This window comes from Pseudomonas sp. AC247 (assembly GCF_979258015.1).
Genome location: NZ_OZ409829.1, coordinates 1,587,120 through 1,610,001, shown reverse-complemented (window position 1 = coordinate 1,610,001; position 22,882 = coordinate 1,587,120). Strand labels below are relative to the sequence as shown.

Annotated in this window: 21 protein-coding genes and 4 tRNA genes; 7 read left to right on the top strand and 18 right to left on the bottom strand. The window is 57.5% G+C overall.

The features are described 5' to 3' along the window. Nucleotides 1-27: 27 nt before the first annotated feature. Entirely contained in the window at nucleotides 28-927 is a 900-nt protein-coding gene (locus ACZZ0B_RS07445; protein WP_463544742.1) for a LysR family transcriptional regulator, read from the bottom strand. A 119-nt stretch (nucleotides 928-1,046) separates the two neighbouring features. Between ACZZ0B_RS07445 and ACZZ0B_RS07440 the strand changes: the two genes are divergently transcribed. Continuing rightward, entirely contained in the window at nucleotides 1,047-2,252 is a 1,206-nt protein-coding gene (locus ACZZ0B_RS07440; protein ID WP_463544741.1) for an MFS transporter, read from the top strand. A gap of 558 nt (nucleotides 2,253-2,810) precedes the next feature. Here ACZZ0B_RS07440 and ACZZ0B_RS07435 read toward each other — a convergent pair. The 10 genes from ACZZ0B_RS07435 to ACZZ0B_RS07390 form a co-directional block, all read right to left on the bottom strand. Then, the gene (locus tag ACZZ0B_RS07435; protein WP_008077712.1) at nucleotides 2,811-4,682 is read right to left on the bottom strand and encodes a SurA N-terminal domain-containing protein; all 1,872 of its coding nucleotides are present in this window, start codon (nucleotides 4,680-4,682) and stop codon (nucleotides 2,811-2,813) included. A gap of 231 nt (nucleotides 4,683-4,913) precedes the next feature. Further along, nucleotides 4,914-5,186, bottom strand: a complete 273-nt coding sequence (locus ACZZ0B_RS07430; protein ID WP_008077714.1) for an HU family DNA-binding protein — start codon at nucleotides 5,184-5,186, stop codon at nucleotides 4,914-4,916. Between the two features lie 148 nt (nucleotides 5,187-5,334). Continuing rightward, a complete protein-coding gene (lon, locus tag ACZZ0B_RS07425; protein WP_008077715.1) occupies nucleotides 5,335-7,731 on the bottom strand; it encodes an endopeptidase La in 2,397 nt (798 codons plus the stop codon). 162 nt (nucleotides 7,732-7,893) lie between these two features. Then, nucleotides 7,894-9,177, bottom strand: coding sequence for an ATP-dependent Clp protease ATP-binding subunit ClpX (gene clpX / locus ACZZ0B_RS07420; protein WP_003223632.1), 1,284 nt, complete (start codon nucleotides 9,175-9,177; stop codon nucleotides 7,894-7,896). A 112-nt stretch (nucleotides 9,178-9,289) separates the two neighbouring features. Continuing rightward, nucleotides 9,290-9,925: an ATP-dependent Clp endopeptidase proteolytic subunit ClpP gene (gene clpP, locus ACZZ0B_RS07415; RefSeq protein WP_007951559.1), complete on the bottom strand. Its 636-nt coding sequence runs from the start codon at nucleotides 9,923-9,925 to the stop codon at nucleotides 9,290-9,292. A 92-nt stretch (nucleotides 9,926-10,017) separates the two neighbouring features. Then, nucleotides 10,018-11,328 (bottom strand): trigger factor, encoded by a 1,311-nt coding sequence (tig, locus tag ACZZ0B_RS07410; protein ID WP_463544740.1) that lies wholly within the window; start codon nucleotides 11,326-11,328, stop codon nucleotides 10,018-10,020. 403 nt (nucleotides 11,329-11,731) lie between these two features. Then, nucleotides 11,732-11,807: transfer RNA gene (locus ACZZ0B_RS07405), tRNA-His, on the bottom strand. 77 nt (nucleotides 11,808-11,884) lie between these two features. Further along, nucleotides 11,885-11,969 (bottom strand) — tRNA-Leu (locus ACZZ0B_RS07400). A 58-nt stretch (nucleotides 11,970-12,027) separates the two neighbouring features. Beyond that, nucleotides 12,028-12,103 (bottom strand) — tRNA-His (locus ACZZ0B_RS07395). A 32-nt stretch (nucleotides 12,104-12,135) separates the two neighbouring features. Further along, nucleotides 12,136-12,212: transfer RNA gene (locus ACZZ0B_RS07390), tRNA-Arg, on the bottom strand. 275 nt (nucleotides 12,213-12,487) lie between these two features. Here ACZZ0B_RS07390 and folD point away from each other — a divergent pair. Then, nucleotides 12,488-13,342 carry a bifunctional methylenetetrahydrofolate dehydrogenase/methenyltetrahydrofolate cyclohydrolase FolD gene (folD, locus tag ACZZ0B_RS07385; protein ID WP_008077717.1) on the top strand — a complete coding sequence of 285 codons (855 nt, stop codon included), beginning with the start codon at nucleotides 12,488-12,490 and terminating at the stop codon, nucleotides 13,340-13,342. Nucleotides 13,343-13,572: 230 nt separating this feature from the next. Further along, nucleotides 13,573-14,511 (top strand): D-alanyl-D-alanine endopeptidase, encoded by a 939-nt coding sequence (gene pbpG / locus ACZZ0B_RS07380; RefSeq protein ID WP_463544739.1) that lies wholly within the window; start codon nucleotides 13,573-13,575, stop codon nucleotides 14,509-14,511. 157 nt (nucleotides 14,512-14,668) lie between these two features. Here pbpG and ACZZ0B_RS07375 read toward each other — a convergent pair whose 3' ends face one another. The 3 genes from ACZZ0B_RS07375 to ACZZ0B_RS07365 form a co-directional block, all read right to left on the bottom strand. Then, complete coding sequence (locus tag ACZZ0B_RS07375) at nucleotides 14,669-14,875, bottom strand: hypothetical protein (RefSeq protein WP_463544738.1); 207 nt, start codon at nucleotides 14,873-14,875, stop codon at nucleotides 14,669-14,671. Nucleotides 14,876-14,887: 12 nt separating this feature from the next. Then, nucleotides 14,888-15,094, bottom strand: a complete 207-nt coding sequence (locus ACZZ0B_RS07370; protein ID WP_463544737.1) for a DUF6021 family protein — start codon at nucleotides 15,092-15,094, stop codon at nucleotides 14,888-14,890. A gap of 90 nt (nucleotides 15,095-15,184) precedes the next feature. Continuing rightward, on the bottom strand, nucleotides 15,185-15,856 hold the full coding sequence (locus ACZZ0B_RS07365) for a peptidase C39 family protein (protein WP_463544736.1): 672 nt from the start codon (nucleotides 15,854-15,856) through the stop codon (nucleotides 15,185-15,187). A 176-nt stretch (nucleotides 15,857-16,032) separates the two neighbouring features. Between ACZZ0B_RS07365 and ACZZ0B_RS07360 the strand changes: the two genes are divergently transcribed. Beyond that, nucleotides 16,033-16,260 carry a hypothetical protein gene (locus ACZZ0B_RS07360; protein WP_463546980.1) on the top strand — a complete coding sequence of 76 codons (228 nt, stop codon included), beginning with the start codon at nucleotides 16,033-16,035 and terminating at the stop codon, nucleotides 16,258-16,260. 201 nt (nucleotides 16,261-16,461) lie between these two features. Here the strand turns inward: ACZZ0B_RS07360 and ACZZ0B_RS07355 are convergent, their stop codons facing one another. Together ACZZ0B_RS07355 and ACZZ0B_RS07350 are read right to left on the bottom strand one after the other, a co-directional pair. Further along, the gene (locus ACZZ0B_RS07355) at nucleotides 16,462-17,211 is read right to left on the bottom strand and encodes a TerC family protein (RefSeq protein ID WP_008077731.1); all 750 of its coding nucleotides are present in this window, start codon (nucleotides 17,209-17,211) and stop codon (nucleotides 16,462-16,464) included. Between the two features lie 28 nt (nucleotides 17,212-17,239). After that, nucleotides 17,240-17,485, bottom strand: a complete 246-nt coding sequence (locus tag ACZZ0B_RS07350; RefSeq protein WP_008077733.1) for a hypothetical protein — start codon at nucleotides 17,483-17,485, stop codon at nucleotides 17,240-17,242. A gap of 231 nt (nucleotides 17,486-17,716) precedes the next feature. On the opposite strand from ACZZ0B_RS07350, the gene nhaR reads away from it, so the two are divergent. Next, on the top strand, nucleotides 17,717-18,616 hold the full coding sequence (gene nhaR, locus ACZZ0B_RS07345; protein ID WP_463544735.1) for a transcriptional activator NhaR: 900 nt from the start codon (nucleotides 17,717-17,719) through the stop codon (nucleotides 18,614-18,616). On the opposite strand, the gene ACZZ0B_RS07340 is transcribed toward nhaR, so the two are convergent. Next, complete coding sequence (locus tag ACZZ0B_RS07340; RefSeq protein ID WP_158835233.1) at nucleotides 18,611-19,774, bottom strand: MFS transporter; 1,164 nt, start codon at nucleotides 19,772-19,774, stop codon at nucleotides 18,611-18,613. The two genes, nhaR and ACZZ0B_RS07340, sit on opposite strands and share 6 nt — an antisense overlap. A 335-nt stretch (nucleotides 19,775-20,109) precedes the next feature. Here ACZZ0B_RS07340 and sstT point away from each other — a divergent pair, with 335 nt between their 5' ends. After that, a complete protein-coding gene (gene sstT, locus ACZZ0B_RS07335; protein WP_440095367.1) occupies nucleotides 20,110-21,342 on the top strand; it encodes a serine/threonine transporter SstT in 1,233 nt (410 codons plus the stop codon). 153 nt (nucleotides 21,343-21,495) lie between these two features. Here sstT and ACZZ0B_RS07330 read toward each other — a convergent pair whose 3' ends face one another. Beyond that, nucleotides 21,496-22,005, bottom strand: coding sequence for a DUF1993 domain-containing protein (locus tag ACZZ0B_RS07330; RefSeq protein ID WP_008077741.1), 510 nt, complete (start codon nucleotides 22,003-22,005; stop codon nucleotides 21,496-21,498). A gap of 125 nt (nucleotides 22,006-22,130) precedes the next feature. Here ACZZ0B_RS07330 and ACZZ0B_RS07325 point away from each other — a divergent pair, with 125 nt between their 5' ends. Beyond that, the gene (locus ACZZ0B_RS07325) at nucleotides 22,131-22,778 is read left to right on the top strand and encodes a YceH family protein (RefSeq protein ID WP_463544734.1); all 648 of its coding nucleotides are present in this window, start codon (nucleotides 22,131-22,133) and stop codon (nucleotides 22,776-22,778) included. Nucleotides 22,779-22,882: the final 104 nt, after the last annotated feature.

Below are 22,882 nucleotides of genomic sequence, written 5' to 3'. Positions count from 1 at the left end.
GATTAGTGTCTTGAAACGCTTACAACTCTATCGACCTTCATGGGCGGGAAAAAGTCGCGCGGATAAATGATCGATAAAAACCCGCAATTTTGCCGTGGCATGGCGACTCGATGGCCACAGCAGCCAGAATTGCCCGACGTGCTCGACATCAGCCTCCAACACCCGCTGCAAGCGTCCCTGGGTCACGTCATCGTGCGTCATGAAATCAGGTAGACAGGCAATGCCCATACCGGCCAGTGCCGCGTGGTTGACCGCCTCGATGGAGGTACTGACCAGCCGCGTCGGCAACATCGGCTCGGCGCTGCCCTCCTCGCGCCGCAGTGGCCAGGGCTCCAACTTGCCGGTGGCGTGAAAGGTGTGCCGCAAACAGGCGTGATCGGCCAGATCGGCGGGACTTTGCGGTGTGCCGCGCTGCTGCAGATAAACCGGGCTGGCCACAAGCACCATATGAAATTCACCCAGTGGCCGCGCCATCAAGCGCGAATCACGCGGCTTGCCGGTGCGAATCACCGCGTCAAAGCCCTCTTCGACCACATCGACCATGCGATCGGTCAAATCCAGATCCAGTTCGATCTGTGGGTAGAGCGTCATGAACTCGTTCATGACCGGCATCACCAGACCGTGCACCTGCGGCAGGCTGATGCGTAACTTGCCGTGAGGCTGCGCGGCGGCATCGCACAGCTCGAACTCCGCCGCCTCGACTTCCGCCAGAATCTTGCGACAGCGCTCAAGAAACAGCGCGCCCTCGCTGGTCAGCGTGATGCTGCGGGTGGTGCGATGGAACAAACGCACACCCAGCCGCGCCTCCAGCCGCGCGATGCTTTTGCCCACGGCCGAAGATGAAACCCCTTGCAGCCTACCGGCCTCGGTAAAGCTGCGCGTCTCGGCGACCTGCACAAACACCGAAATACTGCCCAGGCTATCCATCCCTCACCTCCATTGAAGACATCCGTGTCCGATATGTTCGGAACCTTAACCTGTTTTTCGCCGCTGCGCAGCGCCCTACCCTGTGGCCTTCGTCCCCTTCTGCACATGGATGCCGGCTCATGAACGACGCCCCACTGACCTGTACCGCACTGGATGACTCGCTCCAGACCCGCGAACGTTTACCCCTCGGCGCATTGCTCGCGCTGGCAACCGCCGGATTCATCACAGTGATGACCGAAGCCATGCCGGCCGGCCTGCTGCCGCAAATGAGCGAGGGCTTGAACGTCTCACAAGCATTGATCGGGCAATTGGTCACCCTGTACGCCATCGGCTCGATCCTGGCGGCAATTCCGCTGACGATCGCCACCCGCGGCTGGCGACGCAGGCCTCTGCTACTGACAGCGATCGGCGGCTTCGCTATCGCCAACGTCATCACTGCCGTATCAGACCTGTATTGGCTGACCCTGATCGCCCGCCTGATCGCCGGCGTCTTCGCCGGACTGCTCTGGGCGCTGCTGGCAGGCTACGCCAGCCGCATGGTTGCACCGCACCTGCAGGGCCGCGCCATCACAGTGGCGATGCTCGGCGCGCCCCTTGCGCTGTCGCTGGGCATCCCGGCCGGCACGTTGCTCGGCACCGCGGTGGGCTGGCGCCTCAGCTTTGCGATCATGACCGGGCTGACCGTGCTGCTGGTCATCTGGGTACGCTGGCAAGTGCCGGATTTCGCCGGTGAACGCGCCAGCCAACGCCTGCCCTTGCGTCAGGTCTTTACCCTGCCGGGCGTGCGATCCGTGCTGTTCGTTACCCTGTCCTACGTCGTCGCACACAACTTGCTGTACACCTACATCGCGCCGTTTTTGCAACCGTCCGGGCTTGCTTCGAGCGTCGACCGGGTGTTGCTGGTGTTCGGCCTCGCGTCAGTACTGAGCCTGTGGATCGTCGGCAGCCTGATCGACCGCTGGCTACGCGAACTGGTGCTGATCAGTGCAGGGCTGTTCATGCTGGCCTCGATTGCGCTCGGCGTATGGCGTGAGTTGCCCGGCGTGATTTACTTCGCCACCGCTGTCTGGGGACTGGCATTCGGCGCAATGCCCTCACTGCTGCAAACCGCTTCTGCGAAAACCGCAAAAGAGGCCGCTGATACCGCGCAATCGATGCTGGTGACATTGTGGAATGTCGGGATAGCCGGCGGTGGGCTGTTGGGTGGCTTACTGCTGGAGAATCCAGGCGTCGGGGCGTTTCCGTGGATCGTCACAGCGCTGTTGGTGCTTAGTCTGTGGGCGACGCTCAGGGCCAAAGTCCATGGATTTCCGAGCGCTAGTTAGGGCGAGGCATGTTGGGGAATGGTGGGCAGTGAGGACGCCATCGCGAGCAGGCTCACTCCTACAGTTGGATCGGGTACACCAGTAGGAAATGGGTCGGCGCTCAGGCCGCCATCGCTGGCAAGCCAGCTCCCACAGAAGAGCGAAAGCATAATGCGCACCACCCCTGCCCCTCACCACTCAACACGATGAGCGCAAGCTCGGGTGCAGCTTTTGATCTGAAGGCCCGTCGGCAGGCTGAGTGGAGGGATTGATCCGGGGTGGGAGCGCAGCGACCGTTTGGCGCAGCTAAACACATCGAGAGGAGGTGCAGCGCAGCAAACCGGAGGCGATGCCCCCCGGATCGATCCCGGAGCGAAGGAACCCCGAGCCCCAGCGAGCGGGCCGAACGTCAGGGCATAGACCTTTGGTTACTTTGGGGCGTTTGCCAAAGTGACCCGCCGTAAGGGCGGAACCCTAAGCAGCCATAACCGCAGCAACGGATATACCCCCCAATCCAAACCCAAAAAAAAAACCCCGACTCACGAGCCGGGGCTTTTTATCTGAACACTCACTCAGCGATCAATACCGCTTGATCTCTGCCTGAGCTTCCAACTGCTTGCGGAACGCCGCGAAGTCCTGCTGACCTTCACGCGAAGCCAGGAAGCGACGGTACTGAACCTTCTCTTCCTCAGTCGGTGCAGCCGCTTCGTTAACGCCGTTCAAACGCACAATCATCAAACTACCGTCTGGCAGCGTGACGTTGCTGAACGTCGGTTTGTCCTTGGCAGCCGGTTTCGGCATGCGGAACAGCGCTTGCAGCACCGCCGGATCAACACCTTCCTGAGCACGGGTGGCCGCTGCGGTAGTTTTCCAGGTCTGGCCTTCAATCGCCTTGTCCAGCGGCGCCTTGCCATCGCGCAGATCAGCAATCAGCTTCTCGGCTTTGGTCTTGGCTGCAGCGCTGGCGTGCTCTTTGGTCAACTGCGTGCGAATGGCCGCACTTACGCTTTCCAGAGGCAGTTGCGCAGGCTTCAGGTGTTCCTTGGCGCGCAGCACGATCACGGTATCCGGATCCAGCTCGATGGCGGTGCTGTTGGCACCCTCATCAATCACTTCAGTGCTGAATGCAGCAGTGACTACAGCGCGGTTGGCCGCAACACCTTCGCCACCTTCACGGCCGAACGGCTTGGAGGTGTGTACGGTCAGCTTCAGATCAGCCGCTGGCTGGGCCAGGTCGGACGATTCGAACGCGGAGTCTTCCAGTTGCTTGGTCGCCTCGACGAAGCGCTGCTCGACCTGTGCCGCTTTCAGATCGCGGGTCAGTTTGTCTTTCAGGCTGGCCAGGGTCGGCACTTCAGGGGCTTCAACGCCCAGCAGCTTGATCAGGTGGAAACCGAAGTCGGTACGCACCGGCTCGGACACCTGGTCTTTGTTCAGCGAGTACAGGGCTTTTTCGAAGGCCGGGTCGTAAACGCCAGGACCGGCATAACCGAGGTCACCGCCATTGTTGGCCGAACCCGGGTCCTGCGAGAACTCTTTGGCCAGCGCTTCGAATTTCTCGCCCTTGGCCAGACGCGCCTGGACGTCTTCGATCTTCGCCTTGGCCTGAGCTTCGGTGGTCTTGTCGTTCACTTCGATCAGAATGTGCGCCGCACGACGCTGTTCCGACAGGTTGGCGATCTCTTTCTGATACGCCGCCTGCAGGTCTTCGTCCTTGACGGTGACCTGATCGAAGAACGAAGCCTTCTTCAGCTCCAGATAATCGATGACCACTTGATCAGGGGTCATGAATTCCTTGGCGTGTTCGTCGTAGTAAGCCTTGACCTCATCATCGGTCAGCTTGACCGCAGCCGGATCGGCCTTGATGTTGAGGGTGGCGAAATCGCGGGTCTGCTTCTCCAGACGGGCGAATGCCAGGACTTCGGCGTCAGTGACGAAACCGCTGCCACCGATACCGGCACGCAGTTGGCCGATCAGCATTTCCTGAGCCAGCATCTGGCGGAATTGCATACGGCTGTAGCCCAGCGAACGGATGACCTGATCGAAACGCTCGGAACTGAACTTGCCGTCCACCTGGAATTCAGGCGTCTGCAGGATCACTTGATCCAGTGCGCCTTCAGAGAAGGCGAATTTCGATTGTTCCGCGCCTTGCAGCAGCAGCTTGCGATCGATCAAACCCTTGAGGGCCGATTCGCGGAGCATTTTTTCATCGAGCAATGAGGCGTCGAAGTCTTTGCCCAGCTGTTGCATCAGCTGGCGGCGTTGCATATCAACGGCCTGGCTCAGCTCGTTCTGGCTGATTTCTTCACCATTGACCTTGGCCACCTCATTCTTGTGAGTGGCGGCCTGGAAAATGGCGTCGAAACCGGTCAAAGCCATCAACAAAATGATGGCCCCGATAATGGTCTTGGCAATCCAGCCTTGTGAATTGTCCCTGATATTCTGCAGCATGCGTCCCCCAGAAACGGTTGAACTTCAAAATTTGGCAACCGTGGAGCGTGGGTAGAATCCGGATAGAAGAAAGGCGCATCCGAGGATGCGCCTTCTCGTAACTGGCGGAGCGGACAGGGCTCGAACCCTCGATCCCGGCGTTACAGGCGCCTGTTTCAGCGACCTGCTCTACCGCTCCGCTGCCAAGTCAGGGATAACCCCGACCCGGATGGGTAAAAACTTGTAACGAACTTAGTTAACCGCTTCTTTCAGTGCTTTACCGGCTTTGAAACCTGGTTTTTTAGCAGCAGCGATTTGCAGCGTCTTGCCGGTCTGTGGGTTACGACCAACGCGAGCTGGACGATCAGTCACGGAGAAAGTACCGAAACCAACCAGGACAACGGAGTCGCCAGCCTTGAGAGCGCCAGTGACGGATTCGATTACAGCGTCCAGCGCACGGCCAGCAGCAGCTTTCGGGATATCAGCGGATGCAGCGATAGCATCAATCAGTTCCGACTTGTTCACTCTAAGTCCCCTTATATCTATTTTGAGATGATTCTAAGTTTTTTGGTGAAAGCAAAAACGAGTGCTGAATGGCCTACAGACACTTAAGAGCCGCTTTATAACAAGGGCTCTAAAAAGCTGTCAAGGAAGCCACCCAGGCAAAAGCATACTAATGCGTGCTAATTCTTTCCTTAGCATCAGACTCACGTTTTTCATCCTTGGCAACTATCTCCGGAGCCACATCCGGCAAGGGCTCCGGCGCGTATTGCAGCGCAATTTGCAGGACCTCGTCAATCCATTTAACCGGTTTAATCTGCAGATCCTGCTTGATGTTGTCCGGAATCTCCTTGAGATCACGCACGTTCTCTTCAGGAATAATCACAATCTTGATTCCGCCACGGTGTGCCGCGAGCAGTTTTTCCTTCAGACCACCAATCGCCAGCACTTGACCACGCAAAGTGATTTCACCGGTCATGGCAACATCGGCGCGCACTGGAATGCCGGTCAATGCCGACACCAGGGCCGTGCACATGCCGACACCAGCGCTAGGGCCGTCTTTCGGCGTCGCCCCTTCCGGCATGTGAATGTGCGTGTCGCGCTTCTCGTGGAAGTCCACCGGAATGCCCAGGCTTTTCGCGCGGCTGCGCACCACGGTCAAGGCTGCAGTGATCGATTCGACCATTACATCACCCAGCGAGCCGGTTTTGATCAGTTGACCTTTACCCGGCACGACAGCGGCTTCGATGGTCAGCAATTCACCGCCGACCTGAGTCCAGGCGAGGCCTGTGACCTGACCGATCTGATCTTGCTGTTCAGCCAGACCGTAGCGGAATTTACGCACGCCGAGGAAATGTTCCAGCGCATCAGCTGTCACTTTCACCGAGAAGCGTTTTTCCAGCGCGTGTTCTTTCACAGCCTTGCGGCAGACCTTGGCGATCTGACGTTCAAGACCACGCACACCGGCTTCACGGGTGTAATAACGGATGATGTCGCGGATCGCTTCTGCGTCGAATTCCAGCTCGCCTTTCTTCAGGCCGTTGGCGGCGATCTGTTTTGGCGAGAGGTATTTGACGGCGATGTTGATCTTTTCGTCTTCGGTATAGCCCGGCAGACGGATCACTTCCATCCGGTCGAGCAGCGCCGGCGGAATGTTCATCGAGTTCGAGGTGCACAGGAACATCACATCCGAGAGGTCGTAATCGACTTCCAGATAGTGATCGTTGAAGTTGTGGTTTTGCTCTGGATCGAGCACTTCCAGCAACGCCGAGGCCGGATCGCCACGCATGTCGCTGCCCATTTTGTCGATTTCATCGAGCAGGAACAGCGGGTTGCGCACGCCGACCTTTGTCATCTTTTGAATCAATCTTCCCGGCATCGAACCGATGTAAGTCCGGCGGTGACCACGAATTTCCGCTTCATCACGCACGCCACCGAGGGCCATGCGCACGAATTTACGGTTGGTGGCGTGAGCGATCGACTCGGCCAGCGAGGTTTTACCCACGCCCGGAGGACCGACCAGGCACAACACCGGGCCACGGATTTTCTTCACGCGCTTTTGCACGGCGAGGTATTCAAGGATGCGCTCCTTGACCTCTTCGAGGCCGTAGTGATCGGCGTCGAGAATGTCTTCAGCCCGCGCCAGGTCCAGGCGCACCTTGCTCTGGGCCTTCCACGGCACTTGCACCAGCCAGTCGATGTAGGAGCGCACCACGGTGGCTTCTGCGGACATCGGCGACATTTGCTTGAGCTTGTTCAGCTCGGCCGTGGCTTTGGCCAGTGCGTCTTTTGGCAGACCGGCAGCGTCGATGCGCTTTTTCAGGTCTTCGATCTCGTTGTGGCCTTCGTCGCTGTCGCCGAGTTCTTTCTGAATGGCCTTCATCTGCTCATTCAGGTAGTACTCGCGCTGACTGCGCTCCATTTGCTTTTTGACGCGGCCGCGAATGCGCTTTTCGACTTGCAGCAGATCAATCTCGGCATCCAGCAGCGCCAGGACGTGCTCGACCCGGGCCGAAAGATCGATGATTTCGAGGATTTCCTGCTTTTGCTCGATTTTCAGCGCCATGTGCGCCGCCATGGTGTCAACCAGGCGACCCGGCTCATCAATGCTGTTGAGCGACGACAGAACCTCAGCCGGGACTTTCTTGCCCAACTGTACATATTGTTCGAACTGCGACAGCAGCGTGCGCACGAACACTTCGGATTCGCGCTCGGCAGCGTCGACTTCTTCAATCAGCGAGACTTCGGCGCGGCAGTGGCCGTCGACTTCGCTGAAACGCTCGACGGTACCGCGCTGCTCACCTTCGACCAGCACCTTGACGGTGCCGTCAGGCAGCTTGAGCAGTTGCAGAACGGTAGCGATGGTACCTACGCGATAGAGAGCGTCTTCGCCGGGATCGTCGTCAGCCGGGTTTCTCTGGGCCAGCAGAAGAATCTGCTTGTCGCCCGTCATCGCGGCCTCGAGGGCTTCGATGGATTTCTCGCGCCCCACGAACAGCGGGATAACCATGTGCGGATAAACCACGACATCACGCAATGGCAGGAGAGGCAATTCGATGGTGGTCTTCATGATTTCGCCTCTACGGCGGCCATATGGCCGTAATCAGATGGAATTGAGCTTGGAACCAAGATGGGGGCAGCTCTGGAAAAAAACAAGCGCAAAGCGGATGTAAAAAACGACATAAAAAAAAGAGGCCCGAAGGCCCCTTCTTTATTCCAGCAGACTGGACACTTACGCGTCCGGCGCTGCCTTGGCCGTCGGCTCACTGTTTTCGTAGATATACAGTGGCTTGGACTTGCCTTCGATCACGCTTTCATCGATCACGACTTTGCTCACCTCGGACTGCGAGGGGATTTCATACATCGTGTCGAGCAATACACCTTCAAGAATCGAGCGCAGGCCGCGGGCACCGGTTTTACGTTCCAGGGCACGCTTGGCGACCGATTTGAGAGCGTCGGTGCGGAATTCCAGATCCACGCCTTCCATCTCGAACAGCTTGGCATACTGCTTGGTCAGAGCATTTTTCGGCTCGGTGAGGATCTGCATCAACGCAGCCTCGTCGAGCTCGTCCAGCGTCGCGAGGACCGGCAGACGACCGACGAATTCCGGGATCAGACCGAACTTGACCAGATCGTCAGGCTCGACTTCACGCAGGGATTCACCGACTTTCTTGCCCTCTTCCTTGCTGCGAACTTCGGCGTTGAAACCGATGCCGCCCTTGGTGGAACGGTTTTGAATAACCTTTTCCAGACCAGAGAACGCACCACCGCAGATGAACAGGATGTTACGGGTGTCGACCTGCAGGAATTCCTGCTGCGGATGCTTGCGGCCACCTTGCGGCGGAACCGAAGCGACCGTGCCTTCGATCAACTTGAGCAAGGCCTGCTGCACGCCTTCACCGGAAACGTCCCGGGTGATCGACGGGTTGTCGGACTTGCGCGAAATCTTGTCGATTTCATCGATGTAGACAATACCCATCTGGGCTTTCTCTACGTCGTAATCGCACTTCTGCAGCAGCTTCTGAATGATGTTCTCGACGTCTTCACCCACGTAACCCGCCTCGGTGAGGGTGGTTGCGTCAGCGATGGTGAACGGAACGTTCAGCAAGCGGGCCAGTGTTTCGGCCAGCAGGGTTTTACCGGAGCCTGTCGGGCCGATCAGCAGGATGTTGCTCTTGCCGAGTTCGACGTCGTCAGCCTTTTTATCACGCTGGTTCAGACGCTTGTAGTGGTTGTACACCGCTACGGCCAGAACCTTCTTCGCACGCTCCTGACCAATGACGTACTGGTCAAGGATGCCGCTGATTTCTTTAGGCGAAGGCAATTTATGCGCGCTGCTTTCGGCCTGGGCTTCCTGCACCTCCTCGCGGATGATGTCGTTGCACAGGTCGACGCACTCGTCGCAGATAAAGACCGAGGGGCCGGCAATCAATTTGCGCACTTCATGCTGGCTTTTGCCACAGAAGGAGCAATAGAGCAGCTTGCCGTTGTCCTCGCCGTTGCGGGTGTCAGTCATTCGTTCGATCCAAATCCGATAGGCTTGCAACACAAGATGAAGGCTATTGCGGGCTTTTTCAAGCCCGCTGGCGAACAGACTCGCCGACCAAGCCTATTTTGAGCTGCTTATTTTAAGCGGGGCGCTGGTTGATCACTTCATCGATCAAGCCGTATTCCTTCGCAGCTTCTGCACTCATGAAGTTGTCGCGATTGGTATCGCGCTCGATTTCTTCAAGGGTGCGGCCGCTGTGCTTGGCCATCAGCGTGTTCAGACGCTCGCGAATGAAGAGGATTTCCTTGGCGTGGATTTCGATATCCGACGCCTGGCCCTGGAAACCGCCCAGTGGCTGGTGAATCATCACACGCGAGTTCGGCAGGCAGAAACGTTTGCCTGGAGCGCCTGCGGTCAGCAGGAACGCGCCCATGCTGCAGGCCTGACCGATGCAAGTGGTGGATACGTTGGGTTTGATGAACTGCATGGTGTCGTAGATCGACATGCCTGCTGTCACCGAACCGCCCGGGGAGTTGATATAAAGATGGATGTCCTTGTCCGGGTTTTCCGCTTCAAGGAACAGCAGTTGCGCACAGATCAGGTTGGCCATGTAGTCCTCTACCGGACCAACCAGAAAGATCACTCGCTCCTTGAGCAGGCGCGAATAGATGTCATAGGCGCGTTCGCCACGAGCAGATTGCTCGACAACCATCGGGACCAGGCCGCCTGCGGCCTGGATATCAGAGTTCTGCTGAATATACGAATTACGGAACATGCTCTGCAGTCACTCCCAAATAGTTATGTCTTGAATACGCATAAGCCAGCTCGAAGGCTGGCTTATGTGTGTACTTCTTAACGCAAAAACAATCAGTCGGCTTTTGGAGCTTCTACCGGCTTGACCGCTTCTTCGTAAGAGACCGATTTGTCGGTCACGCTAGCTTTCTGCAGAACAGTATCCACAACTTGTTCTTCCAGCACAACCGAACGCACTTCGTTCAGTTGCTGCTCGTTCTTGTAGTACCACGACACAACCTGCTCAGGCTCCTGGTAAGCCGAAGCCATTTCCTGAATCATTTCGCGAACGCGAGCTTCGTCAGGCTTCAGGTCGAATTGCTTGACCACTTCAGCCACGATCAGACCCAGCACAACGCGGCGCTTGGCTTGCTCTTCGAACAGCTCGGCCGGCAGTTGATCAGGCTTGATGTTGCCACCGAACTGCTGAACAGCCTGCACGCGCAGACGGTCAACTTCGTTGGACAGCAGAGCCTTAGGCACTTCGATCGGGTTGGTGGCCAGCAGACCGTCCATTACCTGATTCTTGACCTTGGATTTGATCGCCTGACGCAGTTCACGCTCCATGTTCTTGCGAACTTCGGTGCGGAAACCGTCGATGCCGCTTTCCTTGATGCCGAATTGAGCGAAGAACTCTTCGTTCAGCTCAGGCAGCTTAGGCTCGGAGACAGTGTTGACAGTCACGGTGAACTCGGCGGCTTTGCCAGCCAGGTCGAGGTTCTGATAGTCCTCTGGGAAGGTCAGGTTCAGAACGCGCTCTTCGCCAGCTTTTGCACCTACCAGACCTTCTTCGAAGCCCGGGATCATGCGGCCGGAACCCAGTACCAGCTGGGTGCCTTTGGCGGAGCCGCCAGCGAAGACTTCGCCGTCAACCTTGCCAATGAAATCGATGTTCAGTTGGTCTTCGTTCTGGGCAGCGCGATCGGCCACTTCAAAACGGGTGTTCTGCTTGCGCAGGATGTCGAGCATTTTGTCCAGGTCAGCGTCAGCCACGTCAGCGCTCAGGCGCTCAACGGTGATGCCGTCGAAGCCAGCAACGGTGAACTCTGGGAACACTTCGAACACTGCAACGTATTCCAGGTCCTTGCCAGCTTCGAGCGACTTAGGCTCGATCGAAGGCGAACCCGCCGGGTTCAGCTTCTGCTCAACCACAGCTTCGTAGAAGGAGGACTGGATCACGTCGCCTACAGCTTCCTGACGCGCATCAGCACCGAAACGGCGCTTGATTTCGCTCATTGGCACTTTGCCTGGACGGAAGCCAGCAATCTTGGCCTTTTGGGCAGTCTGCTGCAGACGCTTGTTGACCTGGCTCTCAATGCGCTCAGCCGGCACGGTGACGCTCATGCGGCGCTCAAGAGCAGTAGTATTTTCAACAGAAACTTGCATGGATATTCCTCGTTGCACAGACGTTAGCCGGCCGTTTCCGACCCCAGAATCAAGGGCATGCATTCTAGTGGGTCAAACTCAAGAAGTCACCCTACTGAAAACGGGTAAAAAAACAGCAGGCAATTTATAGGGACCGATGCACGATTGCAGCGCGCCCCACAGGCGAATACAACTAATCACGCCAGGGCTCTGCGGCGACCTCTTCTATATATAGAGGGGACTGCCAATCGCTCCCTGACGGCCGACCTTGCAAGCAAGCCCGGCGAACAGCGCAGTATCATCGAGCAACATAAATACGACGAAGCGCCCTGCTCCCTGCGACTCAAAGCCAGCAAACGCCAACTTTTGAAACCGCAAAAACAAAAAAGGCGCCAGACTGTTAAATCTGGCGCCTTTCGAAATATGGGGTGGACGATGGGGATCGAACCCACGACAACGGGAGTCACAATCCCGTGCTCTACCAACTGAGCTACGCCCACCATATTGCGTAACAAAAAAGCCAAATAACTTCTTTGTTGAAACCTCACCAGCCCAAAGGCACGAATGAAGCTTTAATTGGTGCGGATGAAGAGACTCGAACTCTTACGCCTCGCGGCGCTGGAACCTAAATCCAGTGTGTCTACCAATTCCACCACATCCGCAGATGAAGCTCTTTAAAGCAAAAACGCCAGACCGTTAAATCTGGCGCTTTTCGAAATATGGGGTGGACGATGGGGATCGAACCCACGACAACGGGAGTCACAATCCCGTGCTCTACCAACTGAGCTACGCCCACCATATCGCGTTACTTGTGCCAAAGCTGCCTAATGGCGCACCCGGCAGGACTCGAACCTGCGACCATCCGCTTAGAAGGCGGATGCTCTATCCAGCTGAGCTACGGGCGCCTTATTAATCTGTACTCTTAAAGGACTACAAACTAAGTGCTTTCCAGTCTTCGCAGAATCGTAATCCCGCTCGACCTTCTTAACCAGTGCTAGGCTGTGCCCGACAAGTGCGACGAATAGTATAGAGCGCTCCAAAGGTCGTCAAATCTTTTTTGAAAAAAATTCATTTAATTAAAGGAGTTAGGGGAATTTGCTGACCAAGCGCCTTTGCCCTCACCGCCCGACATGCGAGAATGCGTTCTCTTTTTTCCCCTCTCGATGGTTAATCACGCGCAATGACTGCACAACTAATCGACGGCAAATCGATCGCCGCCAGCCTGCGCCAGCAGATCGCCCAACGAGTTGCCGAGCGTCGCCAGCAAGGCCTGCGCACTCCCGGCCTCGCGGTGATCCTGGTCGGCAGCGATCCTGCCTCTCAGGTTTATGTCTCGCACAAGCGTAAAGACTGTGAAGAGGTCGGCTTCCTCTCTCAAGCCTACGACCTGCCCTCTGAAACCACGCAAGACGCGCTGACCGATCTGATCGATCGTCTCAACGACGACCCTGCAATCGACGGCATCCTGCTGCAACTGCCGCTGCCCGAGCACCTGGACGCCTCCAAACTGCTGGAACGCATCCGCCCGGACAAAGATGTCGACGGTTTCCATCCTTATAACGTCGGCCGCCTGGCCCAGCGCATTCCGCTGCTGCGACCGTGCACCCCGAAAGGCATCATGACCCTGCTGGAAAGCACGGGTGTTGATCTTTACGGGCTGGACGCCGTGGTTGTCGGTGCTTCCAACATCGTCGGTCGCCCGATGGCGATGGAACTGCTGCTGGCCGGCTGCACTGTCACCGTGACCCACCGCTTCACCAAGGATTTGGCTGGCCACGTCGGCCGTGCCGATCTGGTGGTGGTGGCCGCCGGCAAGCCTGGCCTGGTCAAGGGTGAATGGATCAAGGAAGGCGCGATCGTTGTCGACGTCGGCATCAACCGTCAGGACGACGGCAAACTGGTCGGTGACGTTGTCTACGAAACCGCCCTGCCCCGTGCTGGCTGGATCACTCCAGTACCCGGCGGCGTCGGTCCGATGACCCGTGCCTGCCTGCTGGAAAATACGCTTTATGCAGCGGAAACCCTGCACGCTTAAGACGTAATTTTTGCAGCACCAAAACCCCGCCCTGTGCGGGGTTTTTCATGCCTGAGAAAAAACTGTAACCGTTCGCCGGAAACCCCTATTTTTACAGGTCTTTTCACGAGATTTTCAGGTCGTTCAAACAACCATCGACAGTTCTTCAGCCATACTCCTAAAATGCGCCGCTTTTAAGAAATAACCCGTTACAAACTAACGGAATATCCAACCTTTATGAGTTCGCCCGCGTGAAAATTCGTCTTTCGATTCTGAGCCTGTTTTTTGCATTTGCAGGCACATGCATCACGCCAACGATCAACGCTGCGGAAACCACCGCTGCCCCACGTGACGCTTCATCTTTGAAGATCGCCTCTGGCAGCGCCCTGCTTATGGATATGCAGACCAACAAAGTCATCTACTCCAGCAACCCTGACGTGATCGTGCCGATCGCTTCCGTCAGCAAGCTGATGACTGGTTTGGTTGTGGTTGAAGCCCGACAGAACATGGACGAATGGATCGATGTCGATATCAGCCACACGCCGGAAATGAAAGGCGTGTTCTCCCGAGTCAAACTGAGAAGTGAACTGCCGCGCCGCGAGATGCTGCTGATTGCTCTGATGTCCTCGGAAAACCGTGCCGCCGCCAGCCTCGCACACCACTACCCTGGTGGCTACGCAGCCTTTATCGCGGCGATGAACGCCAAGGCCAAGGCGCTGGGCATGACCAACACTCACTACGTCGAGCCGACGGGTTTGTCTGAGCGCAACGTGTCGACTGCACGCGACTTGGGCAAGTTGCTGGTGGCGGCGAGCAAGCACCCGATCTTGAGCGAACTGACCACTACCAAGGAAAAGACCGTGTCTTTCCGCAAACCCAACTACACCCTGGGTTTTCGCAACACCGATCACTTGGTGAATAAAGCCGATTGGGACATCAAGATCACCAAAACCGGATTCACCAACCCTGCCGGTCATTGCCTGGTATTGGTGACGAAAATGGGTAACCGCCCGGTCGCCCTGGTGATTCTCGATGCGTTTGGCAAATACACTCATTTTGCCGATGCCAGCCGCATCCGCAGCTGGGTAGAAACCGGTCGTAGTGCCGCCGTTCCAGCCGTGGCGCAGCAGTACAAAGCCGAGAAAAACCTGAAATCGCGCCAGAGCGGCGTGGTTGAAGCCTCGAAGTAAACCTGCGATCTAAGGGATTCACCTTCACCGGTGAATTCACCTACACCTGTGGCGAGGGGATTTATCCCAGATGGGCTGCGCAGCGGCCCCAAAAAACGGGTCTGCTGCGCAGCCCATCGGGGATAAATCCCCTCGCTACAAGTAAGGCTGAGATATCTCAATCATTGGGCAACGGCATCTGCTCATCATCAGGAATGCCATCCCCTTTGCTCGGATCCCGCCCAGGCTCCGGCGTCAGCACATTCGGCCGCGCCATCGGATCACGCAGCGGACTGCCCGGATCCAGCACGGGATCAACCTCAGGCTCCGGGGTTGTCGGCACACTGTCGGGTTTTTGATCGTCAAAACTTGAATCGGTACTCATACGCACCTCACATCAAGGTTTCAGATTGGCTAACGGGTCATAAGGCTTGGACGGCTTCTTGACGTCCTCCCCCGGCTCTACGTCTTTGGGGGCTTTGGCCGGGCCGACGGGATCGACCTGCGGATCATCAAGATCCGGCGAGTCCGGATCGAACCCCAGATCGTGGTCCGTCGCGTGTTCGGACGAATGTGGGCCTTTCGGGGATGGGGAATCTGCCATGCTCGCCTCCTTATTCACCCGGAAAATCGGGTTATAGAGGTAAGAGGCCTGCCGGGCGCGGACGTGCCCGGCAGATGACGAACGGGAAACTCAGTGCGCAGCCAATGCCTTCTTCGCCTGCGCCGCTTCATTTTCCTGGCCGGCCTGTCCCAGTTCATCGGCCGCCTTCAACCAGCGCTGACGATCAACCGCAGCAGGAATCTGCGTTGGCTTCTGAATCAGAATGGCCCAGCCGCCGGACTTTTCGAATGCCGACTCAAACGCACTGAAGCTCATCAGTTCGCGACGATTCATGCCGGCACGCAGCAGCACGTTCTGCTTGTTACGGTCATAGCCGGACAGAATCGCGTAACGCGGCTCGGCCCAGAATGCCGAGCCCTCACTGAAACGCACCATCACCGGATACCCTGCCGCAACCTGCGTCAACAGTGCAGGCAGATTGCTGTCCAGCGGGTAAACCAGCATGCCGTACTCGCGGGCCAGGTTCTGAATATTCTGCTGCAATTTGTCTTCAGCGCCCGGCAGGTGCAGCGGTTTTTCCAGCAATCCCGGCGTGATCACGATGCCCTGCTGCGATAGCAGACTGGCCAATACCTGAGGGCCGCTCTGGTTGGCCTGACCTCGGTAAAATGTGCCACTGAGTTCGACTCGCTCGGGCAGTCGCTTGACCTCGGGTGCCACACTGCCCGCACAACCAGCCAATGCCGCCGCGCAACCGGCGACCAGCAACGCCGCACGAATTCGAGAAAATACCTGCACCATCGTCACTCTCTGTTCAGACGCCGGTCATCGTGTTCCGGCAACGCCTGCGATCATAGGGCGCAGCAAAGCTGCGGTATAGCCTTAAACCGCAGACACGTCGATTGCATAGAGCGAACTGATTGGTCATCAGCGACCTTTGGTCAATAGTCTGAAACACCCCATTGTCTAGACTGTCATTGAAACAGAGCGAATTGAAAAGTGTGCGCCCGATGCAGGGCAAAGAGGAGGCACTGATGAGCCTGACCATGACCATCGTAATGTTGATTGCCGGCTGGCTGGCCGTTGCCACCGCCATGCTGTGGGGTGTACTGCGCGTATCGCGGCGCCACCATCACCACCCGATCCAGCCAGCACCTGTAGCGAAACCCGAAAAGCACCGTGTCCGTCCCGCTACCGCGCACTGAGCCACGGCATCTTTCAAAAAACACCGAAAGACGCCTGAAATAAAATCCCGGTAGGAGCTGCCGAAGGCTGCGATCTTTTGATCTTAAACATCAAAAGATCGCAGCCTTCGGCAGCTCCTACAGAGGTGGAAAGGCAGGAAGAAGATGGCAAAAAGGCCGCCTGAACTTCGTGAGTTCAGGCGGCCTTTTGTCCTTCAGCGTTTACGCCTGCGCAGCCAGCTTCTTCTGCTTCGCTCGACGCGACATCATGTTCAACACCTCAATACCCGCCGAGAACGCCATGGCCGCGTACACATACCCTTTCGGTACGTGGGCGCCAAAACCTTCGGCGATCAGGGTCATGCCGATCATGATCAGGAAGCCCAGTGCCAGCATCACCACCGTCGGGTTGTCGTTGATGAACTTGGCCAGCGGCTCAGCTGCAAACAGCATCACCAGAACCGACACCACCACCGCGATAACCATGATCGGCAAGTGCTCGGTCATGCCGACAGCAGTAATGATGCTGTCGATCGAGAACACCATGTCGAGCATCAGGATCTGCCCGATCGCAGCGGCAAAGCCCAGGGTCACGGTCGACGTCGCGGACTTGGGATCTTCCGGCGCCGGGTCCATGCTGTGATGGATCTCGGTGGTGGCTTTCCACACCAGGAACAGACCACCGGCGATCAGGATCATATCCTTCCACGAGAACGCCTGGCCGAGAACTTCGAACACTGGCTCGGTCAACTGCACGATGAAGGCAATGGTGCTCAACAGCGCCAGTCGCAGGATCAGCGCCATGCCGATACCGATGCGTCGCGCTTTCTGCCGGTGCTGCTCGGGCAGCTTGTTGGTCAGGATCGAGATAAAGATCAGGTTATCGATGCCAAGCACGATTTCCATCACCACCAATGTGGCCAAAGCTACCCAGGCAGCGGGGCTGGCGGCGAGTTCTAACAGATATTCCATGGGTCAGTCCTGACTCTGTGTACGAAAATTAAATGGTCTTGGACGAAGATTCGGATTGTTCCGCGTCTTTTTCCGCTGTTTCTTTTTTCTCGATCAACCCGCCAGTGGCATCGCTCAGGGCTTGCTCGGCGGCCTTGTGGGTATCGTCAATCGCCTGTTTTGCGCTTTCGGCGGCTTTGCCCATCAGCTGTTGGGCGCTTTTTTCGGCCTGATCGCAACCCGTCAGAACCAGTAAAGACGTAAACAACAACAGTGCCGCAGTTTTAAGTTTCATGATGCTTCCTTGATAAAACAGACAGGGTCACCGGACCGGCCGTCGATGGCTGGGCATTCTAGAGAGGCAAACACTTCAGGAAAATTCGTATTTTTACCGGCTATACTTCGGTTTTTACGAACCCAGAAATAAACAATGTAGGAGCTGCCGAAGGCTGCGATCTTTTGATCTTTTCTTTTAGAAGCAACATCAAAAGATCGCAGCCTTCGGCAGCTCCTACAGGGGAGGCGGATGCTCAATTATCGACAGTTGCATTATTTCTGGGTGGTGGCGAAGACCGGCAGCATCGTGCGTGCCTGCGAGCAACTGAACCTGACGCCACAGACCATCAGCGGGCAGATTTCCTTGCTCGAACAGACGTATGGCATCGAGCTGTTTCGCCGAGTCGGTCGGCAACTGGAACTCACTGAAGCCGGGCGCCAGGCCTTGCCGTATGCCGAACAGATGTTCCAGCTCGGCGGCGAGCTGGAGCTGATGCTGCGCGCGGAGCCCAATGAGCAGCAGATCCTGTTTCGCGTTGGCGTGGCTGACGTGGTACCGAAATCGATTGTTTATCGCCTGATTGCGCCGACCATGGAGTTGAACGAACCGCTGCGCATCACATGTCGCGAGGACAAACTCGAACGGTTGCTGGCGGATCTGGCGATTCAGCGCCTGGACCTGGTGATTTCCGACAGCCCGATGCCCTCGCACCTCGACATCAAGGGCTACAGCCAAAAGCTCGGGGAATGCGGCATCAGCTTTTTCGCCACCGCTGCATTGGCCGCCAGGTATGGAGAGGATTTCCCGCGCAGCCTGCACGGTGCGCCGCTGTTGATTCCCGGCCCGGAAACCGTGGTGCGCAGCCGCTTGCAACGCTGGTTTGCCGAGCAGCAGATCCAGCCGAAAATTGTCGGCGAATTCGACGACAGCGCCTTGATGCAGGCCTTCGGACAGTCTGGAAGCGGGATTTTTATCGGCCCCAGCGTGATTGCCGAGGAAGTGAAGCGCCAATGCGGCGTCGAACTGATTGGCCAGACCGATGCGGTGACCGAGTCGTTCTATGCCATTTCGGTGGAGCGCAAGGTCAAGCACCCCGGCATCGTTGCGATTACCGAAGGTGCCCGACGCGAGTTGTTTACGGCGTTATGAAGGCTCGGCGCACAGGTCGCGCGGCTTGAGTGTCATCAGCACCATGGCGAGGAACACTGACAGCAGAATGAAACCGGCGGCGGCAAAGCCGAGGAAACCCAGACCTGCACTGTCGATGACCCGGCCACCGACCATCGCGCCCAGGCCGATCCCCAGGTTAGCCCCGGCGATGTTCAACGAGGCCGCGAAGGCCGGCGCTTCCGGCGCGGCTTTCATCAGGCGTACGTGACTGACCAGAAACAACGCGGCCTGAGTAATGCCCCAGATCCCCATCGCCACCGCCAGCCCCAGCGGCGAATGAATGTTCGGCACCAGCGACACCATGCCGGCGATCATGAATGCACAAAACAACACCGACGCCCCCAGCGGATGGCGGTCCACCGCACGACCGCCCAGCGAGTTGCCGATCAGTCCGACGGCGCCGAAGCCCATCAGACACCAGCCGACCACGGTGCCGTTGAAACCGGCCAGACGCTCAAGAATGTCGGCCAGATAGGTGTAAGCGGTAAACATGCCGCTGAACACCAGGATCGACAGCACGATGTGGCCGATCATCAACGGGCTGCGCAGAATCTTGAATTGCGAGCGGAAGCTGACCTGGTGCTGGTGCAAACTGGTTTTCGGCAAGTAGACAAACAGCAGCAAAGCCTTGGCAAAGGCGATCACCGCCAGAATGCCGAAGGCACTGCGCCAGCCGAATGCATCGGAAATCAGCGTGCCGACCGGAATGCCGAACACCGTGGCGCAGACAATACCGAAACCGATCTTGGCGATCGCACGACCGGCGAAATCCGGGCCAACGATGTCCACCGCCGTCTCACTGGCCAGCGCCCAGAACACCGGCAAACCGAGCGCGGGGATCAAGCGGGCAAACGCCATCACCCAGATATTCGGCGCCAGCGCCGCGACGGTATTGGCCAGGCCAAACATGATCAGGATGCTGATAAACAGCTTGCGCCGCTCGAAGCGAGCGAAATACGCGGTCAGGAAAGGCCCGAACAGCGCCACGGTAAAGGCGAACAGCGTCACCAGCAAACCGGCCTGGGGGATGGTCACTTCGAGGTCTCGGGCTATCGCCGGCAGCAGGCCGACGATAACGAATTCCGTAGTCAGCACGGTAAAACCGGCGGCGGACAACAGAAGAATGGGCAACAGCATGGCAACTCCAGCAAAACGACGACACCAGCGTTGACCCGAGGGCCCGCTGGCAGAACTTGAAAATAAGGATGCGCAATCTTAACAGAGTGTGTCCGGGCTGACTTGCACAAACCTGCCGACTTTGTTGCCTGATCCGGTGGCAGATCGTCACACGCCTGAAGGATGGGACTTACGCTGTGATAAAGTCCGCGCCCTGAAAAACGTACAGCTTGTTCAACGATCAGTTTATTGACGTTGAAAGCGCTTCAATCCTTTCGGTTCGTGACGCTGGTCTGCCCCCGATTCGCCGGCGCTTTCATGCAACCTGCAGCCTATAAAAAATCAGAGATGCCGCTATGACTGCTTCATCCCCTTCTGTCTTGCAACGTCTGAAGAACCTGAGCCTGGTCGCACAGATCCTCATCGGCCTGATTGCCGGTATCGCTTTGGCGATGTTTGCCCCGCAAGTGGCGAAAGACACCGCGTTCATCGGCAAGGTATTTGTTTCGGCGTTGAAAGCCGTGGCACCGATTCTGGTGTTCGTGCTGGTGATGGCTTCGATTGCCAACCATAAACACGGCCAGGAAACCCACATTCGGCCGATTCTGTTCCTGTACTTGCTGGGCACGTTCGCCGCCGCAGTGGTGGCTGTGGTTGCCAGCATGGCATTCCCGTCGCATCTGGTGCTAGCCACCGAAAACGTTGCGGTGACTGCGCCGGGCGGCATCGCTGAAGTGTTGCAGAGCCTGCTGCTGAGCGTGGTGGACAATCCGGTGAAGGCGCTGATCGAAGCCAATTTCATCGGCATTCTGGCCTGGGCCATCGGCATGGGCGTGGCGATTCGGCATGCCGGTGACACCACCCGTGAAGTGCTCGGTGATCTGTCCAACGGCGTGACCCTGATTGTGCGCGTGGTGATTCGCTTTGCCCCGCTGGGCATTTTCGGCCTGGTCGCCTCGACGCTGGCCACCTCCGGTTTCGGCGCGCTGATCGGCTACGCGCACCTGCTCGCCGTGCTGCTCGGCTGCATGCTGTTCGTGGCGCTGGTGATGAACCCGCTGATCGTGTTCTGGAAACTGCGCCGCAACCCGTACCCGCTGACCCTCAAGTGCCTGCGCGAAAGCGGTATCACCGCCTTCTTCACCCGTAGCTCGGCGGCGAACATTCCGGTCAATCTGGAATTGAGCAAGCGCTTGGGCCTGCACGAAGACACTTACTCGGTATCGATTCCACTGGGCGCGACCATCAACATGGCCGGCGCGGCAATTACCATCACTGTGCTGACCCTGGCTGCCGTGCATACTTTGGGCATTGCGGTGGACATCCCGACGGCGATTCTGCTCAGCGTGGTCGCGGCCATCTGCGCCTGTGGCGCTTCGGGCGTGGCCGGTGGTTCGTTGCTGTTGATCCCGCTGGCGTGCAGCCTGTTTGGCATTCCAAGTGAAATCGCCATGCAGGTGGTGGCGGTCGGTTTCATCATTGGTGTGTTGCAGGATTCTGCCGAAACGGCGCTGAACTCCTCCACCGACGTGCTGTTCACCGCAGCGGCGTGCCTGGGCGAAGAAGCGAAAGCCCAACGCGCTGCGTAACCCCTGTAGGAGCGAGCCTGCTCGCGATAGCGATGTGTCATTCAAAGATATTTTGACCGATAGATCGCTATCGCGAGCAGGCTCACTCCTACAAAAAGCGATAAAAAGCCCGCCAAGGCGCAAACCTTGGCGGGCTTTTTGTTGCCGGAAGTTTTAGAACGCGCCCATGTAATCGCGTTTACCCACTTCAACACCGTTATGACGCAGCAGAGCATAAGTGGTGGTGACGTGGAAGAAGAACTGCGGCAGGCCGTAAGTCAGCAAGTAAGCCTGGCCGCTGAAGCGCTTCTCTTTCGGCGTGCCCGGACGGGTAACGATTTCGATGCCTTCCTTGCCATCGATCTGCTCTGGCTTGATCTCGCCGATGTAAGCCAACACCTTGGTGATCAAGGCTTGCAGTTCGGCGAAGGTGGTTTCGGTATCGTCGTACTTCGGCACTTCGACTTCAGCCAGACGCGAGGAAACGCCTTTGGCGAAGTCCACCGCGATCTGCACCTGACGGGTCAGCGGGAACATGTCCGGAAACAGACGCGCTTGCAGAAAAGCGTTCGGGTCGATGTTTTTCTCGGTGGCGTGGGCTTCAGCCTTTTTCAACACATCGCTCAAAGCGTTGAGCATTTGTTGAAAAACCGGGACGGATGCGGCGTACAGGGAAATAGTCATGGCAGTCTCGTGTGGTGGCTGGGTGGAACAAGGAGGCGATTATAGCCATGCTTGATGACCACACGGCTTGCCTTTTGTTAGGCAAGGATTAGGCTAGGCGCCTTCGACTGCTGAGGGAACGCGCGATGACCACCGAACATGAATCCACCTTCGACGAGCCTCGGCTCAACGCCACGGAAATCCGCATTCTCGGTTCGCTGATCGAGAAACAGGCGACCAGCCCGGAAACCTATCCGCTGACGCTCAACGCGCTGGTCACGGCATGCAACCAGAAAACCAGCCGCGAACCGGTGATGAACTTGACTCAAGGTCAGGTCGGCCAAAGTCTGCGAGCCCTTGAAGGTCGCGGTTTCGCCAAGCTGGTGATGGGCAGTCGCGCCGACCGCTGGGAGCACAAGGTCGACAAGGCGCTGGAACTGGTGCCGGCGCAGGTGATTCTGACGGGATTGTTGTTTCTGCGCGGCCCGCAAACCATTAACGAACTGCTGACCCGCAGCGGGCGCATGCATGATTTCGAAGATGCCGAGCAGGTGCTGCATCAGCTTGAGCGTTTGATTGCGCGGGGGTTGGCGGTGCTGATTCCGCGTCAGGCCGGGCAACGCGAAGACCGTTACACCCATGCACTGGGCGATCCGGCGGATATCGAGGCGATTCTGGCGGCGCGCAGTAATCCGCAGGAGCGCGGTGCGAGTGGCGGTGTTTCGCTTGAGCGTATCGAAGAGCTGGAAGCACGCATTGCCGCGCTGGAAGAGCGCCTGGCTCGCCTCGAATAACCAACATAAACCCCTTGTAGGAGTGAGCCTGCTCGCGATAGCGGTGTGTCAGTCACATCATCTTTGAATGACACACCGCTATCGCGAGCAGGCTCACTCCTACA